The following is a 16865-nucleotide window of genomic DNA, read 5'->3' as shown; positions in this document are numbered from 1 at the left end:
CCGAGTGCGTCACTCGTGACGTTGATTTGAGGAGGAAGAGTCGGTCTTTGCGATGTTGACAGTGTTATATGACAGTGTCAGCATGGGGGAATGGCAGGGACTGAGGAGTTGTGGACGCTCGACCAGCTGACCGAGCTGGTCGGGACGGCGCTGGCCGTCGACTACCCGGGCCAGGTCAATGGCCGGGTGCGCGCGGTTCCGGACCGGCGGGCGATCCGCTGGTACTCGACCATCGGACTGGTCGATCGCCCCGCCGAGATGCGCGGCCGCACCGCGCTGTACGGCCGCAGACACCTCCTGCAACTGGTCGCGATCAAGCGGCTCCAGTCCCAGGGGCGCGCCTTGGCCGAGATCCAGGCCGAGCTAGCCGGCGCCACTGATCGGACCCTGAGCACGATCGCCGCGTTGCCGACAGCGCCTTCAGCAGCGGCCGGATTGCCGACGCCGACGCCGAGGCCGGCAACTGCGCCGGCACCTGCGCGGGAGCGGGAGCGGGAGCCGGAGTTGGAGTCGGCAGCGCAACCCCTGCGGGCGCAGGCGGCGGAACTCGCGCCGGAGCGGGCGCGGTTCTGGACAGACCGGCCGACCGTGGCCGACGCAGACGGGACCGCGCTCGTGACGGCGATCCGATTGTCGGACGGCGTCACGGTCGTGCTCGACACCACAGACGTACCGCCCACCCACCTCACGGCTGAGCAGCTGTCGGCACTCCGCGCCGCCGCCGCACCCCTGCTCGCCGAGCTTGCGCGTCAACTCCTCACCCATTCAGACGGTCAGTCACCCACGTCATCAGCCGGGCCGAGCCGCAGCTCGGTGCCAAGCCACGGGACGTCGGGGCGGTCGACCGCTCAGCGAGAATCTGGAGACACGACATGACCGCGATCACCACCATGCAGCCCGACGAGTTGCGGCACCCGACGGACGAAGGCGGGCTCGGGACTCTGCGCACGGAGCGCGGGAACCTCCCGCTGGAGCGGATCGACGCGGCCGCAACGATCACCGGCCTGGTCGCGCGGACCGTGCTGACCGAGGACTTCCGCAATCCGCACGACGTCCCGCTCGAGGCGACGTACGTCTTCCCGCTGCCGGCCCGGGCGGCGGTCACCGGGCTGCGGATGGAGGCCGACGGCCGTACGGTCGAGGCCGACCTGCGAGAACGCGCCGAGGCCCGGGCGACGTACGACGCGGCGCTGGCGGCCGGGCAGCGGGCCTCGATCGCCGAAGAGGAGCGGCCGGATGTGTTCACCCTCCGGGTCGGCAACCTCCTGCCAGGTGAGCGAGTGACGATACGGCTGACCCTGGTCGGCCCACTCCCGTACGAAGACGGCGAGGCGACGTACCGGCTGCCGCTGGTGGTTGCGCCCCGCTACATCCCGGGCGAACTGCTGCCCGGCCGAGGTGTCGGTGATGGCGTCGCGCTCGACACCGACGCCGTGCCGGACGCGTCCCGGATCACGCCGCCGATCCTGTTGCCCGGATTCCCGAACCCGATCCGGTTGGCAATCCGGGCCGACGTGGATCCGGGCGGACTGAACCTGCACGGCATCCGGTCCAGCCTGCACGCGATCAGCAGTTCGGTCGAAGGGCGGGTGACCAGCGTGGCCATCGAGCCTGGCGAGCGAGTGGATCGTGACTTCGTGCTCCGACTGGCGTACGGCGAGAAGGAGGCGACTGCGAGCGCATTGACGGTCGAGCCCGACGATTCGGATGCTGGGCAAGGCACGTTCGAGCTGACCGTGCTGCCGCCGGTGGAGGCCACGGCGTCACGAGGGCGCGATGTCGTACTCGTCCTCGACCGATCCGGCAGCATGGGTGGCTGGAAGATGGTCGCGGCTCGACGTGCGGCGGCGCGGATCATCGACACGCTGACTGACGCCGACCGGTTCGCCGTACTGACTTTCGACAGCGTCGTCGAGCATCCCAAGGACCTGCCGGCCGGTTTGGTGGACGGTACGGACCGCAATCGATTCCGCGCGGTCGAGCACCTCGCCGGCGTGACCGCCCGGGGCGGCACCGAGATGCTCGCACCGCTCCGCGAGGCCACCACGTTGCTGGCCGCAAAGCCCGCCGCCGAACCCGACGCCGAACGTGAGCGTGAACGGGTGCTGGTGCTGGTGACCGACGGGCAGGTCGGTAACGAGGACCAGATCCTGTCGGAGCTCACCGGCGCGCTCGTCGGCGTACGGGTGCACACCGTCGGCATCGACCGGGCGGTCAACGCCGGCTTCCTCGGTCGCCTGGCCGCGGTCGGCGGCGGCCGCTGCGAACTGGTGGAGAGCGAGGACCGCCTCGACGAGGGCCTCGACCGGATCCATCGCCGGATCGGCACGCCGCTGCTGACCAACCTGACGCTGTCCGCCGATGGGCTGAAACTGGTCGACGGCACGATCAGTCCAGCGCGAATGCCGGACGCTTTCGTCGGCGTACCGCTGGTGATCCGCGGCCGCTACAGCAGCTCGGCACCTGACGCAGCGATGCGCCTCCAGGGCACGACCGCGGCTGGCGAGCCGTGGCAGATGACTGTGCCCGCCGTCTCCTCAGCGAGCGGTGTTCTCGCGCCGGTGTGGGCGCGAGGACACCTGCGCGACCTCGAGGACCGGTACGCCGCCGAGGCGGAGAACCCGCGTGAGTTGGAGCGTCAGATCGTCGCCGTATCGCTGCGGCACAAGGTGCTTTGCCGCTTCACCGCGCTAGTGGCGGTCGACTCGAGAGTCGTCGCGGAAGGCGGACCGGCCCATCGCGTGATCCAGCCGGTCGAACTGCCCTCGGGCTGGGACGCCGACCAGTTCGTCGGCCTGGCGCCCACCCCGATGAGCGCGCCGATGGCCCCGTCGATGCCCGGCGCGATGGCGGTCGCGATGCCGCTCAGCGGAGGCGCACAATTGTCGGCCGGCGCGGTCCACCGGGCGCGCGCGAGTCGCGGGTTCGCGGGCGGGGCGTTCGGGAAGGCGCCGGCGCGGCATGCTGACTTCGAACGTGACCTGCTGGCCGAGGCCCGAGTACAGCTCGCCGGCGAAGCACGCCTGCTTCGATCAGCTGGTACGCCGACGAGGGCGCAACGCCTTGCGATCCTGGCCGACCTGGCCACCCGTCTCGACGCATTGGTCCACCATGTCGCGTCCTCGGTCGACGACGCCGTCCTCGCACCGCTGCGGGAACTCGTCACCGCCCTGGCCGCCTGCGAAGGCCCGACCCCACCATCCGACGCGGACCTGGATGCCCTCTGGCAGCGCACCATCAACGTCCTCGACACCTTCATCGGCACGCCACCGACCGACGTACCAACTCGCCCCACCTTCTGGAAACGCACGCACTAGCCCCACGTGCGCCAGGCCCCCGGGAGATGTCTCGGGGCCTGGCGAACCGTCGGCGTTCGTACAGCGGTCGTGCGCGCCGAGTCCGGCGGATTGCGGTCAGCGCAGGGTTTTCTCCAGGAACTCGATGTACGCCTGCCCGGCCGAGTGGCTGTCTGTGAGCCCGAGTGTCGCGAATCGGTCGAGCAGTTGACGCAGGGCGGCGAGGTGGTCTTTCCAATCGCCGTCCTGCGCATAGGTACCACCGAGGAACTCGATCGTCCGGGCCGTCTCTGGTGAGCGGCGGGCGAGCTGCTTTCCCGCGATCGGGACGAGCGCCAGCCGCATGGCCTGTTGGTCGTCTGCGCTCTTCGGGGTGGCCGACTCGTGCTGGCCGCTGTTGACGTATTCGGAGAAGGTGACCGAGATCCGGCTGATGTCGCGCCGGTCGAAGATGACGTTGCTGTCGGAAGGCCAGCTCGCCAGGGACACCGGGTGAATGTGCCAGTCGACCCACAGCGGAAGCCCCTCCACGACGTACTGAGCGCTGACCGCTCTGGTGCCGCGAGGGCCGTTGTGGCGGGCGTCAATGGCGAAGGCCGGCCGACCGGGACCGTTGGGAAGGCGGCCGGGGATCGCGTAGTCGTTGAGGTGCGCGTCCTCCACGACGATGAGGAGATCGACGTCGCTCCAGTCGTCGGCGCGACCGGTGCCGAGCGAGCCAACCAGGGCGGCGCCGACCACCAACGGATCGTCATGGAGAGCGGCGGTCGCGGCACTCAGCCAGCGGGCCCGGATCCCGGCGAGGCGGGGAGCCGGCGGTCCACTGCTCTTGCTACTCATCCCAATCGACCTTAGCCCGCCAAGCGGCCCTCGCTGCCGCGACGGGTATTGGCAGGTTGGGTCGTTCGCCCGCAGTCAGGGCGTCCGGCTGCCTATGTCGCGGCCGGCCACTCGTCACCCCATTCGGCCAAAGCCACCCGTGCGGATTCGTCGGCGTCCAGCCATCGCAAGACCAGTTGCTCACCAACCAACCTGAACCGATTGGCATCCCAGTCGTCCAGCTCAGCCCCGAGATCCTCCGGTGAAACGATCGTGTCAGTCGCGCTGAAGTCAGAGACCCTTTCGGACCAGGCCATTCTGGGTTCCTCGCCGTTCGGATCGAGGTCAGGGAACGTGAGCCACAGATGCGCAGTCCAGCGGGATTCCGACCAGCGCCGCCACCACAGCGCGCCGCCGACCTGCATCGCCCAAGGCTCCGGCTGAACCAGCAGGAAGCCAACCGGCCGCCTGTCCCACAAGATCTCTGCGACGCGGTTCGCATACACAGCGAGCCGAGGCGGCAAAGGCGGTTCAGGGTGCCGTGGGTTCCAGGGCATCCGAGTCCCTCCTTGCGCACAACACCCAGAACGACGATCAGACGTTCGTCGTGCCACGAGCGTGCCACAGCAGGCGTGGTCGGGGATCACGTGGCGGTGCAGGCTCCGGTGCCGGACGCGTCGATGGTGAAGGTGATGGCGTCGTGAAAGGTTTGCTGACCCGTTGAATCGCTGACGTCTACTTCCAGTTGGTGCTGCCCGACGCTCAGGTCCGCAGGCGCCATGATTCTTCCCTGCTGGAAGTAGTAGGCAGCGTCAAGGCCGAAGGCACGGGGGTCCAGGAACCGCCGGATCGCCGTGCGGGTCGTCTCCAGCGGATTGCCGTCGAGGCTGAAACTGATGGTGAGCCCTTGCATGATGTCTTCCGCGTCCTGGCGGCTGAAGGAATTGTCGCCTCCCTCGATGTCGGCGATGAGAATCACGTGCCAGTCGTCGGCGCAGAAGGCCGCACCGTCCCATGGCGATCCAGAGAACGGGCGGATCGACCCACGACTGCCGACCTCATCGGCAGGTGCGGCTTGCGCAACTTGAGAGTGTTGCAGAACGGTCCTTCCCCCGTTACCGAATGCCTCGAAAACCGCGGTGGCATCGCCGCGAGTAATACGACGTCGCGTCGCTGATTCCCCCATGAGACGTCCCCTCCCTCGTTATGGCCTGACCGGCTATACGGCGAGCCTGACACGGGCCGCTCCCGGGAGGAAGCGCCAGTGCACAAGGAACTTCGCACGCGTCGGAGGCCCGGGCAGCGGGCCGATCTATGGAGTCGGCGGTTGTGCCCAACAGCCCGTCCCGTCACTCCCCGACGAGGCCGTCCACCGACTCCCGGATGAGGTCGGCGTGCCCGTTGTGCCGGGCGTACTCCTCGATCATGTGCACCACGATCCACCGCACGCTGGGCACACGACCGTCCACAAAGCCGCGTCGCGCCGGCTGGTCCAAGCCACCGTCCGCCAAGGTCTCGGAGAGCAGCTCGCGAGAGCGGGATACCGCGCTCTCCCAGAGGACGTGCAGTTCCTCGGGAGAATCCTGGGCGGCCGAGTTCCACTCCCAGTCGGGATCGCCGTCCCAGTAGTCGTCTTTCCAAACCGCCTGGCGCTCGTTCCCCCGCATGCGATGGGAGAACCAGTGGTCCTCGTAATAGGCCAAGTGCTTGAGCATCCCGCCCAACGTCATCGTCGAGACGCCCACGCTCGCTGTCAGCCCAGCCACGTCCAGCCCAGAACACTTCCAGGCGAACGTCGCGCGCTGATACTCCAAGAAGCCCACCAGCGTCTCGACCTCGCCCGCCGCAAGCGGAGGTTCCGGCCGCCCTTGCTCATCCAAGCCAGTCATGTCCAAGACCCTATAGCCGCCGCCTCAGCCCGACCGGGGGTGCGGCAGGCGTGAATCTGTGGAGACGACGAAAGGTCCGCCTGTACGGTAGACCGATGGCGTCGGTCAAGCAGTTCCAAGTCACCTTCGACTGCGCAGATCCTGAGCGCGTCGCTCGTTTCTGGTGCGAGGTGTTGGGATACGTCGTACCGCCACCACCGGAGGGGTTTGCGACGTGGGACGATTTCGATCGCTCGCTGCCGCCTGAGCAGCAGGGTTCGGCGTTTGCGTGCATAGATCCCACAGGCGTGGGTCCGCGATTGTTCTTCCAGCGTGTTCCTGAAGGCAAGGTCGTCAAGAATCGGGTGCACCTTGACGTGCGGGTCGGAACCGGGCTCGCGGGCGAAGAGCGCCTGGCCGCACTTGAGGCCGAATGTGCACGACTGCTCCCGCTCGGCGCGGTGCGCGTGCGACTTCTGCGTGCCGATGGGATCAACGAGTCGTGCCTCGTAATGCAGGACGTTGAGGGCAACGAATTCTGTCTCGACTGAGCGACCACCTCCTTCCGTCGGGTGGGTCGAAGGAGGGTAATGAGATACATCTACCTCGTCACGCATCCCGAGGCGCAGCATCACGTTGACGGCCTCGTTGGCGGCTGGCACGACTCAGAGCTGACCGCCCGTGGTCGCCTGCAGGCCGAACGCATCGCCGAGGCCCTGGCGAGCAGGATCGGACTCCAGCCGGTCGAGGTCTACTCCTCTGATCTGCGTCGAGCCAGCCAAGCGGCAGAGCGAATTGCCCGGAGGTTCTCCGTCGAGGTTCAGACTGATGCGCGGCTTCGCGAGAGGTCCAACGGTGAGGCTGACGGGCGTCCCCAAGCGTGGCTCGCCGAGCGCCGCATCCCGCTTCCGGAGTACGGCGATCGCCTCGGCCACCACGACGGACCAGCCGGCGCGGAGACCCGGCTGGCCTTGGTCGAACGCCTGTACCCGGCCCTCGATGACATCCTCCGTCGACCAGTCGCGAACCAGATAGTGGTGTCTCACGGGTCCGCATCGAGCTATCTGATTGCAGCCTGGATCGGCATGCCGATGATGTCGACAGACCGGGGCTTCTTTCCCCTGACTTCTGGCAGTATCACCACACTCCGTCGCAACGACACCCACTTCAGCCATCAGGTCGTGTCTCTGAACGAGACCCAGCACCTGCAGGGTCTTGGAGAGCCGATCGAACCGGACAACCTGCGATGAATTTCCCGACAAGCTGTAGCCGGGATGTCGAGACAGGCGTGGCGGCTGCGTCTCAGAGGCAGATGCGGCCGGCGTGGCCGCACCATCGCCAGGAAGGACAGCCATGCGAAAACTCATAGTTCAGCAGTGGGTCACCGTCGACAACATCGCCGCGGAGGAGGACGGTGGCCTCAGCTTCGTGTCGGGGGAACCGTTCGACGACGAAGTCACTGACAACCCCTTCCAGAACAATCTGATGGGCTTCATCGACTCGGTCGACACGCTGATTCTCGGCGCCAACACCTACAACCAGTCCAAGGACTACTGGCCGTACGCCGAGGGGCAGGGCGAGTACGGCAAGAAGCTCAACAACCTCACCAAGTTCGTCGCCTCGTCGAAGCTGGATGACGCGCCGTGGGGCGATTTCCCGGCCGCGACCGTGACGCGCGACCCGGTCGCCACCATCCGGGAGCTCAAGGAGCAGAGCGGCAAGGACCTCTGGCTATGGGGGAGCTTGACGCTCATGCGCTCCCTGCTGGACGCCGGCGCCATCGACGAAGTCCGGATGCTGGTCTGCCCGTCGTCCCGCGGCAAAGGAACGCACCTCTTCGAGGATCAACGGAACTTGAAGCTGCTCGAGGCCACCCCATTCGACAACGGCGTAGTCCTCCTACGCTACGAGGTCTGACAAGTCGCGGTCAGCGACCCTGGAGCGACTTGACGTTGTCGCCGAAGGTCCAGTTCTTCGAGCCGTCCCAGTTGATGGACCAGGTCATCAGGCCCTTGAGAGCTCCGTTGAAGCTGTTCCACGACTGGGCGACGAGGGATGGCGACATGTAGCCGCCGCCAGCGCCGGATTGGGCTGGGAGACCGGGAACCTGCTTGTCGTACGGGACGCGGATCGTGACGCCCTGGATGACCAGACCGCTGTTGAGACACGTGGTCTGGGCGACGAAGCCCTGCACTGTGCCCGCGGAGTACGAGTCGCCGGAACACCCGTACATGCTGCCGTTGTAGTACTGCATGTTCAGCCACCACAGCCGGCCGTTGTCGGCGTACTTCTTGATGATGGGGAGGTAGGCACCCCAGATCGAGCCGTAGACGACGCTGCCACCGGTGACGTAGGCGGTTTCGGGCGCCATGGTCAGGCCGAAGTTCGACGGCATCTGGGCGAGGACACCGTCGATGATCCGGATCAGGTTGGCCTGTGAGGCGGACAGCTGATTGATGTTGCCGCTGCCGACGAGGCCGGTTTCGATGTCGATATCGATACCGTCGAAGTTGTACTGCTTGAGGATCGGCACCACGGTCGCCACGAACCGGTCCGCCACGGCGGACGAGCTGAGGTCGATGCCGGCAGTGGCGCCGCCGATCGACATCAGGATGGTCTGGCCCGCTGCCTTCGCCTGACACATCTCGGCCGGGGTGGCGACCTTCACGGTCGCGTCCATGCCGTCCTCCCAGCGCACCGTGCCATCGGAGAGGATCACCGGGAACGCCGCATTGATCACGTTGTAGCCGTGCTGCCCGATCCGCGAGTCGGTGATCGGGGTCCAGCCGAACGGCGGATGCACACCGTTGGAGGCGCCGTCCCAGTTCTCCCAGTAGCCGACCAGCACTTTGCCGGCCGGCCGGGACTTCACCGGACAGGTCACCGTCCCAGGTGGTGGCGTGGTCGGTGGAGTCGTGGGTGGCGTGCTGTCGCAAGCGCCGAGGTCGAGCCACAGCGAGGGGGCCGCGATCGGGTTCCAGCCGGAGCCGGGGTGCGCGGTGTGCGCGGACCGGGCCTCGTACAACCGGTTCTGGTACGTCACCTTGGCGCCGACGGCGTAGCTGACCCCTTCGGCCCACGCGGGAGCGGTACACGCCACTTGTACCGACGACTGGTCGGCCTGTGCCACCAGCCCGGCCGATGTGAGGAGCAGCCCGATTGCGACGGCGCTCGCGAGCACAATGCCGACCCGTCGGTTCATGGCCACTCCCATCGCAATACGCAAGGACCTTTCGTTTATTCACGATAGGGGTTGGTCCCTCGAGCCGCCACGACAATGTCGGAAACCCGCCTCAGGACATCAGCCGTCTGCTGGCCTTGCCTTGGAACCTGATGGCGAAGGGGTCGACGCGTACGTAAGGTTGCCGGAATGTCGACCTGGAGCACGCCCGAGCGAGGCGAGCCGCCGCACAACCCGATCGACGAGCGGGCCGCGCTCGAAGACCGTCTCGAGTACCAACGCACGACATTGCTGCTGAAATGTGGCGGGCTGACGCCGGAACAACTGGCGCTGCGCTCGGTGCCGCCGTCGACGCTCTCGCTGCTCGGCCTTATTCGACACCTGTCTGGAGTCGAGGCCTGGTTCCATGAGTACGACGGCCAACCGGACCACCTGTATTTCTGGGATTATGTGCCGGGCTCAGCGGAAGGCGGCGACGAGGTCGACATCGCGCACGCCGCCGACGACCTGGCCAGCTACCAAGCAAGCGTCGCCCGATCGCGAGCCGCCGTCGCCGGCCGCAGCCTCGACGAACCCAGCCCTGGCGAGGACTACACCCTGCGCTGGATCTACCTGCACATGATCGAGGAGTACGCCCGCCACAACGGCCACGCAGACCTCCTCCGCGAACGCATCGACGGCACCACAGGCGAATAACCCACCAATCGCAAAGCCTGCGGTGGGAGCGAAGGCGCGTCTAGGCTCGAGGAGTGGACGACTTCCAGCCAGGTGATCGAGTTCGGGTGTTGCAAGACCCCGAACACGGTCCCGGCCCGTGGCCGGCCGAGCCCACTGGGACAGTTCTGGGGTTGTCGACGGAGTTCCAGGGCGCCCGGCAGTGGCTCCGGATGTACCTAGTCCGATTCGACCTTCCTCAGTACGACACCGATGGCGACGGGCCTTATTCGTCGTCGGAGGTCGCTCACATCTATCTGGAGAGGCTGGACTGACCACTCCGCCCCCCGCGGGATCAGTCAGGTAAGGCAAATCCCGGCGGACTAGACGTCAGCCTTCGCGCTTCTGGATGCCGTAAGCCATCACGACGCCATAGGGGTGGGTGGAGGTCGCGCAGAGCACGCTCGAGGAACCGAACTGGCTCGGAGGCTTCCACGGGCCGTACAGCGTCGATGCGCTCCAGTTGCAACGGGCCCAGACACGGAAGGTTCCGTACCCGGACTTGCACATTGCCCACGCCTGGGACGAGCGGTGGACACCCGAACTGCAGTTGGTCGGTGGCGACGGCTCACGTGCGGCAGCCGGGGAGGCTGAACCCACCGTGAAGGCCAAGGGCACCACGGAGAGCAGCAAGACCGTCGACGCCGCTACCCGCGCGCGGATCGACATCAACACGAACACTCTTCGTACGGACAGGGCCACAAACGCTCCTTTGGTGGGATTTGGACGACGCCAGGCTAGGAATCGCCGCTGTTGCCCCACTGCCCGTACTGCGCCCGTACCTTGGTCAGCCGGCACTCGGAGCGCTGCAGCGGACGATGACCATCTACGCGCAGGTCTCGCTGAAGGAGGAGGCACTGGAGAAGCCCAAAGGCAGCTGGCGTAAGGGCTACTGCTACACCCGTTGCTACGCCTGAGGAGATCTGCGTGACGTCAGACTGACGAATTCACGCTCAAACTAAGGGTGGTCAGGGGCGGTCTCGAACCGCCGACCTTCCGCTTTTCAGGCGGACGCTCTACCAGCTGAGCTACCTGACCGGGAGAGAAAATTGGCGGCGGTGTGTTTCCACTCCGCCGCCACTCTCCTGGCGACCCAGACGGGACTCGAACCCGCGACCTCCGCCGTGACAGGGCGGCACGCTAACCAACTGCGCTACTGGGCCAGGCTGCGCGACGATGGTACACCATCTTTCGCGCCGTTCTCACCACACTCTTTCACACTTCTTACTCACTCTTTCGAGCGTATCCCCAACGGGATTCGAACCCGCGTTACCGCCTTGAAAGGGCAGCGTCCTAGGCCACTAGACGATGGGGACTCGGACCCGCGGGAGCCGAAGCTCCTGCATCAGGGACAGCCGTAAGCATAGAGGGTTCTGGGCCCAGCGCCAAAACGAGATACCCGACGCCGGAACGACGACGGGGCGGGCGCGGCGACAGGCGGGAGGGCGGGTGGGGTTAACGGGGAGGTTCTAGGCTGGGGTGGTGATCGAGATGAGCCGGCCGGACTTCGAGGTGCTGGTGGCGGAGGCGCTGGATCTGGTGCCGCCGGAGCTGGCCGCGATGCTCGATAACGTCGCGATCTTCGTGGAGGACGAGGCGCCGGCGCATGATCCGCAGTTGCTCGGCATTTACGAGGGCATCCCGTTGACCGAGCGCGGCCAGTACTACGACGGAGTGCTACCGGATCGCATCACGATCTACCGCAATCCGACGCTGGCCATTTGCGACACCGTCGAGGACGTGGTCGACGAGGTGAACATCACGGTCGTGCACGAGATCGCCCACCACTTCGGCATCGACGACGATCGCCTGCACGAACTCGGCTACGGCTAAACCCGCCCGATGGAGTTGCTGGCGTGTGGGCACGCGGCGTACGAGGGGCCGTTCCGGATCTGCCTGCACCTGGCTGTCGAGGAGTCCGACGACGACGTGATCCGGGTCTACACCGGTCGCGGCCTGGCGTACGACCTGCTCTGCGCGACTTGTGCCGCGCTCGACGACCCTGGTTCGCAACTGGCCGTCGTGTGTGAGGGATGTTCGGAGCGTGCCGAGGAGCAGACCGCCACCGGGGTTCGTGGCACGCCCGAGGTTCGCCGTTGCGACGTACCGGTTGGAGGCGCCTTCCACGAGACGCCCCTCGCGCTCGACCCGGCGAACGGCCGCTGCCTCGCGCCCCTGCCCGACGGCTGGCTCGTCTACACGACCAACGCCCTCACCGTCGTACGCACGGACGCCGCGACCGACGTACGCGCCGACACCACGACTGTCGTACGCACGGACGCTAACCACGGCCTCACCGACGTACGCGCGGACGCCGCGACGTACGAGCTCGTCCTGTCTGACGAAGAGGCGCCGGATAGTTCCGTCCACGGCGTGTACGGGCCGACGGTGCATGCGTCGTACGACGGGAGGTTTGCGGCCGTGGTGACGGATCACGGGCAGTACGGGGCGGTGGTGGATCTCGCGGCGCGGGGTGTGGTCGCGTTGCGGCTGGATCGCGGGCAAGGGCACAACTACACGACGCCCTTCCCGTTCACCTTCGCCCAGGACGGCACGGTGATCGCGGCAACGGACTGGAACCGGCTGGACCGGTTCGACGCCGCGACCGGCCGCCTGCTCACTGAGCGCGACACCTCGTGGGCGAAGGGCGAGAACTACCTCGACTACTTTCACGGCCGGCTCACCGTGAACCGCGCCGGCACCTGGTGCGTCGACGACGGCTGGGTGTGGCACCCGGTCGGCATCCCGCTGATGATCGACCTGGCGGCATGGCGCGAAGGCGATAGGTATGCGGCCGACCGCGGCCGGAGCCTGGCCCAGCGCGATTACGCGTGGAACCAGCCTGTGGCCTGGGTCGACGACACCACGGTCGCCATTCAGCGGATCGGCGATGACGATCTGGCGATGGTTGATGGCGTTCAGTTGTACGACGCGCCTACCGCCAGGCGGGTTGGCGTCTTCGCTGGTCCCAAAGGCGAGATGTGGTCGGTTGACGGACGCCTGGCTGTCGCGGCCGATGAGGGTCTCGAGTTCTGGGACCCCGTGGACGGCATTCGGACCGGTCTCATCCCGGATTACCACCCGACCGCCTACAACCCGCACACCAGGACCTTCGCGACCCTTGCCAACGGCACCCTTCGCACCTACCGCCTGCCATAAGGGCCCGCCAAATGGGATGTCCGCGCGCCGACGGCGCCGTAGCGTTCGGGTATGCACAGGGACATTCGCGAAGTCGAAGCGCGGCCCGGGCGGCGGCGGTTCGAGGGCGCCGGGGGATCGGTTGAGCTCCAGCCCGCCGGTTTCGACCAGGCGATCCGGATCCAGGTTGATGCCGACGATCCAGGGGTGTGGACCTCGTTACTCGAGTACGGCGTACAGCAGGCGCGGGCCGACGGGATGACGCTGGCGGTGAGCGTGGTTCGCGAGGACGACGCGCGGGTCGATCGGCTCGAGGGCGCGGGTTTCGCCGTGCGCTGGCGCTCGTGGGGTGCCGAACTGGTGCTGCCGGAGAATCCCGACTGGACCCGGTACGACGCGCTGATCCCGCCCGAGTTGGAGATTCGCGAACTGGGCCAAGCAGATGCCGACTTGGCGTACGAGATGTACGAACGAGCCGCGGGCGATTTCCCGATGACGCCCGCGACATTGCATGAACGCCAGAGTGCGACGGAGTTCGCGACGATGGTCCGCGATCAACGCGTGTTCGGGGCGGTCGCGGATGGCCGGTGGTTGGGGATCACCGTCAGTACGATCGACGGGCGGGAGGTCGACACGTTCATCACCGTCACCGATCCGGAGTGGCGTGGTCAGGGGCTTGCGGCCGCGATCAAGGCGGTGATGATCCGGGCGTTGTACGCCGAGGGCGCGCGGGTTTTCCGTACCGGCGGCGCCGAGGTCAATCTGCCCATGCTGGCCGTGAACGCCAAGCTGGGTTACGTTCGCGAGCCGTGGTGGCTGACCTTCGGCAAGGAGATCTGAAATGAGCGCCCAAGGCAACAATGCCCAAGGCGACAATGCCCAAGGCGACAATGCCCAAGGCGGCAATGCCCAAGACCTTGCCAAAAGCAACAAGGCAAGCGCTGAGATCGACAAGCTGATGGACGAGGCCTGGGAGCGCGCACTCGACCGCGACCCAGTGACCGCGAACCGCCTCGGCCGTACCGTCGACCACCTCCCAATCGACGAGACCGAGGAGCCAATAGCCCAAGCCCGCAAGGCGTTGGGAGAATTGGCCAAGGTCGACCTCACCACTGCCGACCGCGAAACCCGCCTATCGGCAGCCTTCCTCCAAGACCACCTGGAACAAGAGGTCGCCGAGGAAGACCGAAACTGGTACAGATTCGACGTCACCCCCTACTACTCGATGCGCCTCGGTTTCTACCGCAGCGACCTCCCGCACCTGATGGACGACTACGCCCGAGCCGTCGAGCAGATCGCCCGAAAGCTCGACGAACAACGCGCCCGAGGCATCCGCATCCCCTCCTGGGCTACCAAAATAGTCATCGACACCATGCAATCCCATGCCGAAGAAACCGCAGGCAATCCCCTTATAGACAAGGCCTTCACCAAGATCTTCGAAGGCCTGCAACAAGATGCCGAGCGCAACAACAACGCCGTCGGCATAGCCCAATACGACGGCGGCGCCAAGACGTACGACGGCCTGATCCGCCTGCACACGGGCCTGGACAAAACCGCCGAAGAAGTGCACCACATCGGCCTAACCGAGGTCGATCGCCTAACTCAGCAGATCGCCGACGAGCTCGGCATCACCGACGAAATCGCCTACCGCGATGCCCTGAAAGCCGATCCCGCCTCCTACGCAAAGGACCCAGCTGACCTCGAACGGCGCTACCAGGCCCACCTGGATCGCCTCACCGGCGTACTGGATGACGTTTTCGAGAAGTTGCCCGAGGCCCCTTTCGCGATTCGCAAGCTGGACGACGGCCTGGCAGGTGGCCTCACCTACGGCTACTACGAACCGCCCGGCAACTCCGGCATCGGTTACTACCACTACAACGGATCCGACCTACCGAATAGACCGTTGATCCAAGCGGCGAGCGTGATGTTCCACGAGGGCCTGCCCGGCCATCACCTGCAACTCGGACGCCAACTGGAGAACAAGACACTCCACCCGTTACGCCGGGAACAGCTCGACCTGCCGACGTTCGCGATCGCCGGCTATCACGAGGGTTGGGCGGAGTACGCCGCCGGCTTGTGCAAGGAGCTCGGGCTTTACCAGGACCCGATCGACCATTACGGGCGGCTGTCGTCCGAGCGGTTCCACGCGGCCCGCCTGGTGGTCGATACCGGTCTGAACGTGCTCGGCTGGAGTCGCGAACAGGCCGCCGCCTACCTCGCGCGTGCGGGCTTCCTGTCACCGGTGGAGGTCGAGTCCGAGATCCTGCGCTACGCCCTCGACGATCCCGGCCAGGCCCTCGCCTACCACCTCGGCCATTGGCACATCCGCGAACTGCGCGCGCAGCACAACGGCGACCTCAAGCACTTCCACGAGTCGATCCTCGCCGACGGACCCATGCCACTACGGCTGCTCTAAACCAAAAACTGCCCCGGACCAAGAAAGGCCCGGGGCAGTTCCCAAAAACCTCAGCGCCAGAAAGCAGGCTGAGTCTGCACGTTGAGTTCCTTCAGCTTGACCAAGTTGGCCAGATCGGTGCGCCGGTCCTTGATCTTGAAGACATCGAACGCCGTCACCGACTCGGTGCCGTAGATCGCGCCGTTGTAGTAATACGCAGACCAGTAACCACCGAAACCGGCCGGGTTACGCGGCGGACGGTCGAAGAAGCCGATCTCCTTCGGCTTCTTCGAGTTGGTGAAGTCCCAAACCGAGAACCCGCCCTGATACCAAGCCTGTACGACGATGTCGCGGCCGGGCACCGGGATCAGCGAGCCGTTGTGGGACACGCAGTTCTCGTTCTCCGCCTGGTGCCGCGAGATCTTGTAGTAGCTCTGGAAGACGAGCTTGCGGTCCTTGATGTCGAAGATCGCGGTGGCGCCCTTGTTCGGGCCGACCTCGGCGTTGCACTCCGCGCCGCCGCCACCACCGAGCTCGTCCTGGAACATCACCTTGGTGCCGTTGCCGTTGAAGGTCGCGCCGTGCCAGAAGGCGAAGTTCGCCGCGTCCTGGACCTTGTGGATCACGGTCGGCGCCTCGGGCTTGGAGATGTCCAGCAGTACGCCGTCACCCATGCACGCCGCGGCCGCGATGTTCTTCGACGGGAAGGCGGTGATGTCGTGGCAGCCGCTGGTCGCCGTACCGGTCTCGCTGCCGGGGAAGCCGCCGTCCGGGAACAGGATCGGCGAGGCCACCACGGCGGCCTTCGTCGGGTCGTTCAACGGCACCTTGAGGATGTCGATGCGGTCGTTCGGCGGCAGGCAGTCCGGGTACGTATCCCTGGGGAAGTACGACGAGTTGTAGATGTAGACCGACTTGCCGCGCTTGTCCGGCACCAGCGTGTGCGTGTGCGAACCGCACTTGGTCTCGACGGCGGCGAGGTACTTCGGGTTCGCCGGGTCCTTTACGTCGAAGATCTTGATGCCCTCCCACGACTCCTTGATCGTCGGCGACTGCGGCACGCTCTGGCAGGAGCTGTCGCTGCGCGAAGAGTCGGTCGACAGGAACAGCAGGCCGGCGTAGATGCTCACGTCGTTCTGGCTGCCGGGGCAGTGCACCTGGCTGATCAGGGTCGGCTTGGCCGGGTCCGCGATGTCGTAGATCTGGAACCCGCTGTAGTTACCGACGTACGCCTTCTTGCCGGCGAACGCGATATCGGTGTTCACACCGCCGGCCAGCGGACCGACCATCGGCACGCTGGCGAGATGGGTGATGTTGTCACTCTTGGTCGCGCCGGTCTCCGGGGCCGGATCGGCGGCCGAGGTGCCGACGGCAGCGGTCGCGAGGGACGCGACGAGACCGGTCGTCAGGGCGAAGCGGACTAGCGTGCGGTGGCGGCGCATACGCATTGCCTG

General features: G+C 66.3%; 19 protein-coding genes and 3 tRNA genes. 12 read left to right on the top strand and 10 right to left on the bottom strand.

Features of this window, described 5'->3' with window-relative positions:
• Positions 1-90: 90 nt before the first annotated feature.
• Together OG394_RS22545 and OG394_RS22540 are read left to right on the top strand one after the other, a co-directional pair.
• The gene (locus OG394_RS22545; protein ID WP_328989008.1) at positions 91-876 is read left to right on the top strand and encodes a helix-turn-helix domain-containing protein; all 786 of its coding nucleotides are present in this window, start codon (positions 91-93) and stop codon (positions 874-876) included.
• Positions 873-3317 carry a VIT domain-containing protein gene (locus OG394_RS22540; protein ID WP_328989007.1) on the top strand — a complete coding sequence of 815 codons (2445 nt, stop codon included), beginning with the start codon at positions 873-875 and terminating at the stop codon, positions 3315-3317. The genes OG394_RS22545 and OG394_RS22540 overlap by 4 nt, the downstream gene beginning before the upstream one ends.
• A 96-nt stretch (positions 3318-3413) precedes the next feature.
• On the opposite strand, the gene OG394_RS22535 is transcribed toward OG394_RS22540, so the two are convergent.
• From OG394_RS22535 to OG394_RS22520, 4 genes are all read right to left on the bottom strand, one after another.
• Positions 3414-4136 carry a nucleotidyltransferase domain-containing protein gene (locus tag OG394_RS22535; protein WP_328989006.1) on the bottom strand — a complete coding sequence of 241 codons (723 nt, stop codon included), beginning with the start codon at positions 4134-4136 and terminating at the stop codon, positions 3414-3416.
• A gap of 92 nt (positions 4137-4228) precedes the next feature.
• Positions 4229-4540: a hypothetical protein gene (locus tag OG394_RS22530; protein ID WP_328989005.1), complete on the bottom strand. Its 312-nt coding sequence runs from the start codon at positions 4538-4540 to the stop codon at positions 4229-4231.
• Positions 4541-4758: 218 nt separating this feature from the next.
• Positions 4759-5301, bottom strand: a complete 543-nt coding sequence (locus OG394_RS22525) for a hypothetical protein (RefSeq protein ID WP_328989004.1) — start codon at positions 5299-5301, stop codon at positions 4759-4761.
• 163 nt (positions 5302-5464) lie between these two features.
• Positions 5465-6004, bottom strand: a complete 540-nt coding sequence (locus OG394_RS22520; protein ID WP_328989003.1) for a DinB family protein — start codon at positions 6002-6004, stop codon at positions 5465-5467.
• Between the two features lie 95 nt (positions 6005-6099).
• Here OG394_RS22520 and OG394_RS22515 point away from each other — a divergent pair, with 95 nt between their 5' ends.
• The 3 genes from OG394_RS22515 (at position 6100) to OG394_RS22505 (ending at position 7900) form a co-directional block, all read left to right on the top strand.
• Positions 6100-6534, top strand: coding sequence for a VOC family protein (locus OG394_RS22515; protein ID WP_328989002.1), 435 nt, complete (start codon positions 6100-6102; stop codon positions 6532-6534).
• Between the two features lie 39 nt (positions 6535-6573).
• A complete protein-coding gene (locus OG394_RS22510) occupies positions 6574-7233 on the top strand; it encodes a histidine phosphatase family protein (RefSeq protein WP_328989001.1) in 660 nt (219 codons plus the stop codon).
• Between the two features lie 103 nt (positions 7234-7336).
• On the top strand, positions 7337-7900 hold the full coding sequence (locus OG394_RS22505) for a dihydrofolate reductase family protein (RefSeq protein WP_328989000.1): 564 nt from the start codon (positions 7337-7339) through the stop codon (positions 7898-7900).
• Positions 7901-7910: 10 nt separating this feature from the next.
• Here OG394_RS22505 and OG394_RS22500 read toward each other — a convergent pair whose 3' ends face one another.
• Positions 7911-9185 carry a carbohydrate-binding protein gene (locus OG394_RS22500; protein WP_328988999.1) on the bottom strand — a complete coding sequence of 425 codons (1275 nt, stop codon included), beginning with the start codon at positions 9183-9185 and terminating at the stop codon, positions 7911-7913.
• Positions 9186-9353: 168 nt separating this feature from the next.
• On the opposite strand from OG394_RS22500, the gene OG394_RS22495 reads away from it, so the two are divergent.
• Complete coding sequence (locus OG394_RS22495) at positions 9354-9860, top strand: DinB family protein (RefSeq protein ID WP_328988998.1); 507 nt, start codon at positions 9354-9356, stop codon at positions 9858-9860.
• A gap of 53 nt (positions 9861-9913) precedes the next feature.
• Entirely contained in the window at positions 9914-10153 is a 240-nt protein-coding gene (locus tag OG394_RS22490) for a hypothetical protein (RefSeq protein ID WP_328988997.1), read from the top strand.
• A 55-nt stretch (positions 10154-10208) separates the two neighbouring features.
• Here the strand turns inward: OG394_RS22490 and OG394_RS22485 are convergent, their stop codons facing one another.
• Complete coding sequence (locus OG394_RS22485; protein WP_328988996.1) at positions 10209-10580, bottom strand: hypothetical protein; 372 nt, start codon at positions 10578-10580, stop codon at positions 10209-10211.
• A gap of 20 nt (positions 10581-10600) precedes the next feature.
• Here OG394_RS22485 and OG394_RS22480 point away from each other — a divergent pair, with 20 nt between their 5' ends.
• Positions 10601-10795, top strand: a complete 195-nt coding sequence (locus OG394_RS22480) for a hypothetical protein (RefSeq protein WP_328988995.1) — start codon at positions 10601-10603, stop codon at positions 10793-10795.
• A gap of 48 nt (positions 10796-10843) precedes the next feature.
• On the opposite strand, the gene OG394_RS22475 is transcribed toward OG394_RS22480, so the two are convergent.
• The 3 genes from OG394_RS22475 to OG394_RS22465 form a co-directional block, all read right to left on the bottom strand.
• Positions 10844-10916, bottom strand: a tRNA-Phe gene (locus OG394_RS22475).
• 48 nt (positions 10917-10964) lie between these two features.
• Positions 10965-11041: transfer RNA gene (locus OG394_RS22470), tRNA-Asp, on the bottom strand.
• An 80-nt stretch (positions 11042-11121) separates the two neighbouring features.
• Positions 11122-11194: transfer RNA gene (locus OG394_RS22465), tRNA-Glu, on the bottom strand.
• 175 nt (positions 11195-11369) lie between these two features.
• Here OG394_RS22465 and OG394_RS22460 point away from each other — a divergent pair.
• The 4 genes from OG394_RS22460 to OG394_RS22445 are packed head-to-tail and all read left to right on the top strand — an operon-like array spanning position 11370 to position 15432.
• On the top strand, positions 11370-11711 hold the full coding sequence (locus OG394_RS22460) for a metallopeptidase family protein (protein WP_328996858.1): 342 nt from the start codon (positions 11370-11372) through the stop codon (positions 11709-11711).
• A 9-nt stretch (positions 11712-11720) separates the two neighbouring features.
• Entirely contained in the window at positions 11721-13037 is a 1317-nt protein-coding gene (locus OG394_RS22455) for a hypothetical protein (protein ID WP_328988994.1), read from the top strand.
• Between the two features lie 51 nt (positions 13038-13088).
• Positions 13089-13856: a GNAT family N-acetyltransferase gene (locus OG394_RS22450; RefSeq protein WP_328988993.1), complete on the top strand. Its 768-nt coding sequence runs from the start codon at positions 13089-13091 to the stop codon at positions 13854-13856.
• A 1-nt stretch (position 13857) separates the two neighbouring features.
• Positions 13858-15432 carry a DUF885 domain-containing protein gene (locus OG394_RS22445; protein WP_328988991.1) on the top strand — a complete coding sequence of 525 codons (1575 nt, stop codon included), beginning with the start codon at positions 13858-13860 and terminating at the stop codon, positions 15430-15432.
• Positions 15433-15482: 50 nt separating this feature from the next.
• Here OG394_RS22445 and OG394_RS22440 read toward each other — a convergent pair whose 3' ends face one another.
• On the bottom strand, positions 15483-16859 hold the full coding sequence (locus tag OG394_RS22440) for an LVIVD repeat-containing protein (RefSeq protein ID WP_328988990.1): 1377 nt from the start codon (positions 16857-16859) through the stop codon (positions 15483-15485).
• Positions 16860-16865 lie beyond the last annotated feature (6 nt).

This window comes from Kribbella sp. NBC_01245 (assembly GCF_036226525.1).
Taxonomy (GTDB): Bacteria; Actinomycetota; Actinomycetes; order Propionibacteriales; family Kribbellaceae; genus Kribbella.
The sequence above is the reverse complement of the archived record's forward strand: the minus strand, read 5'-3'. Positions and strand labels throughout refer to the sequence as shown.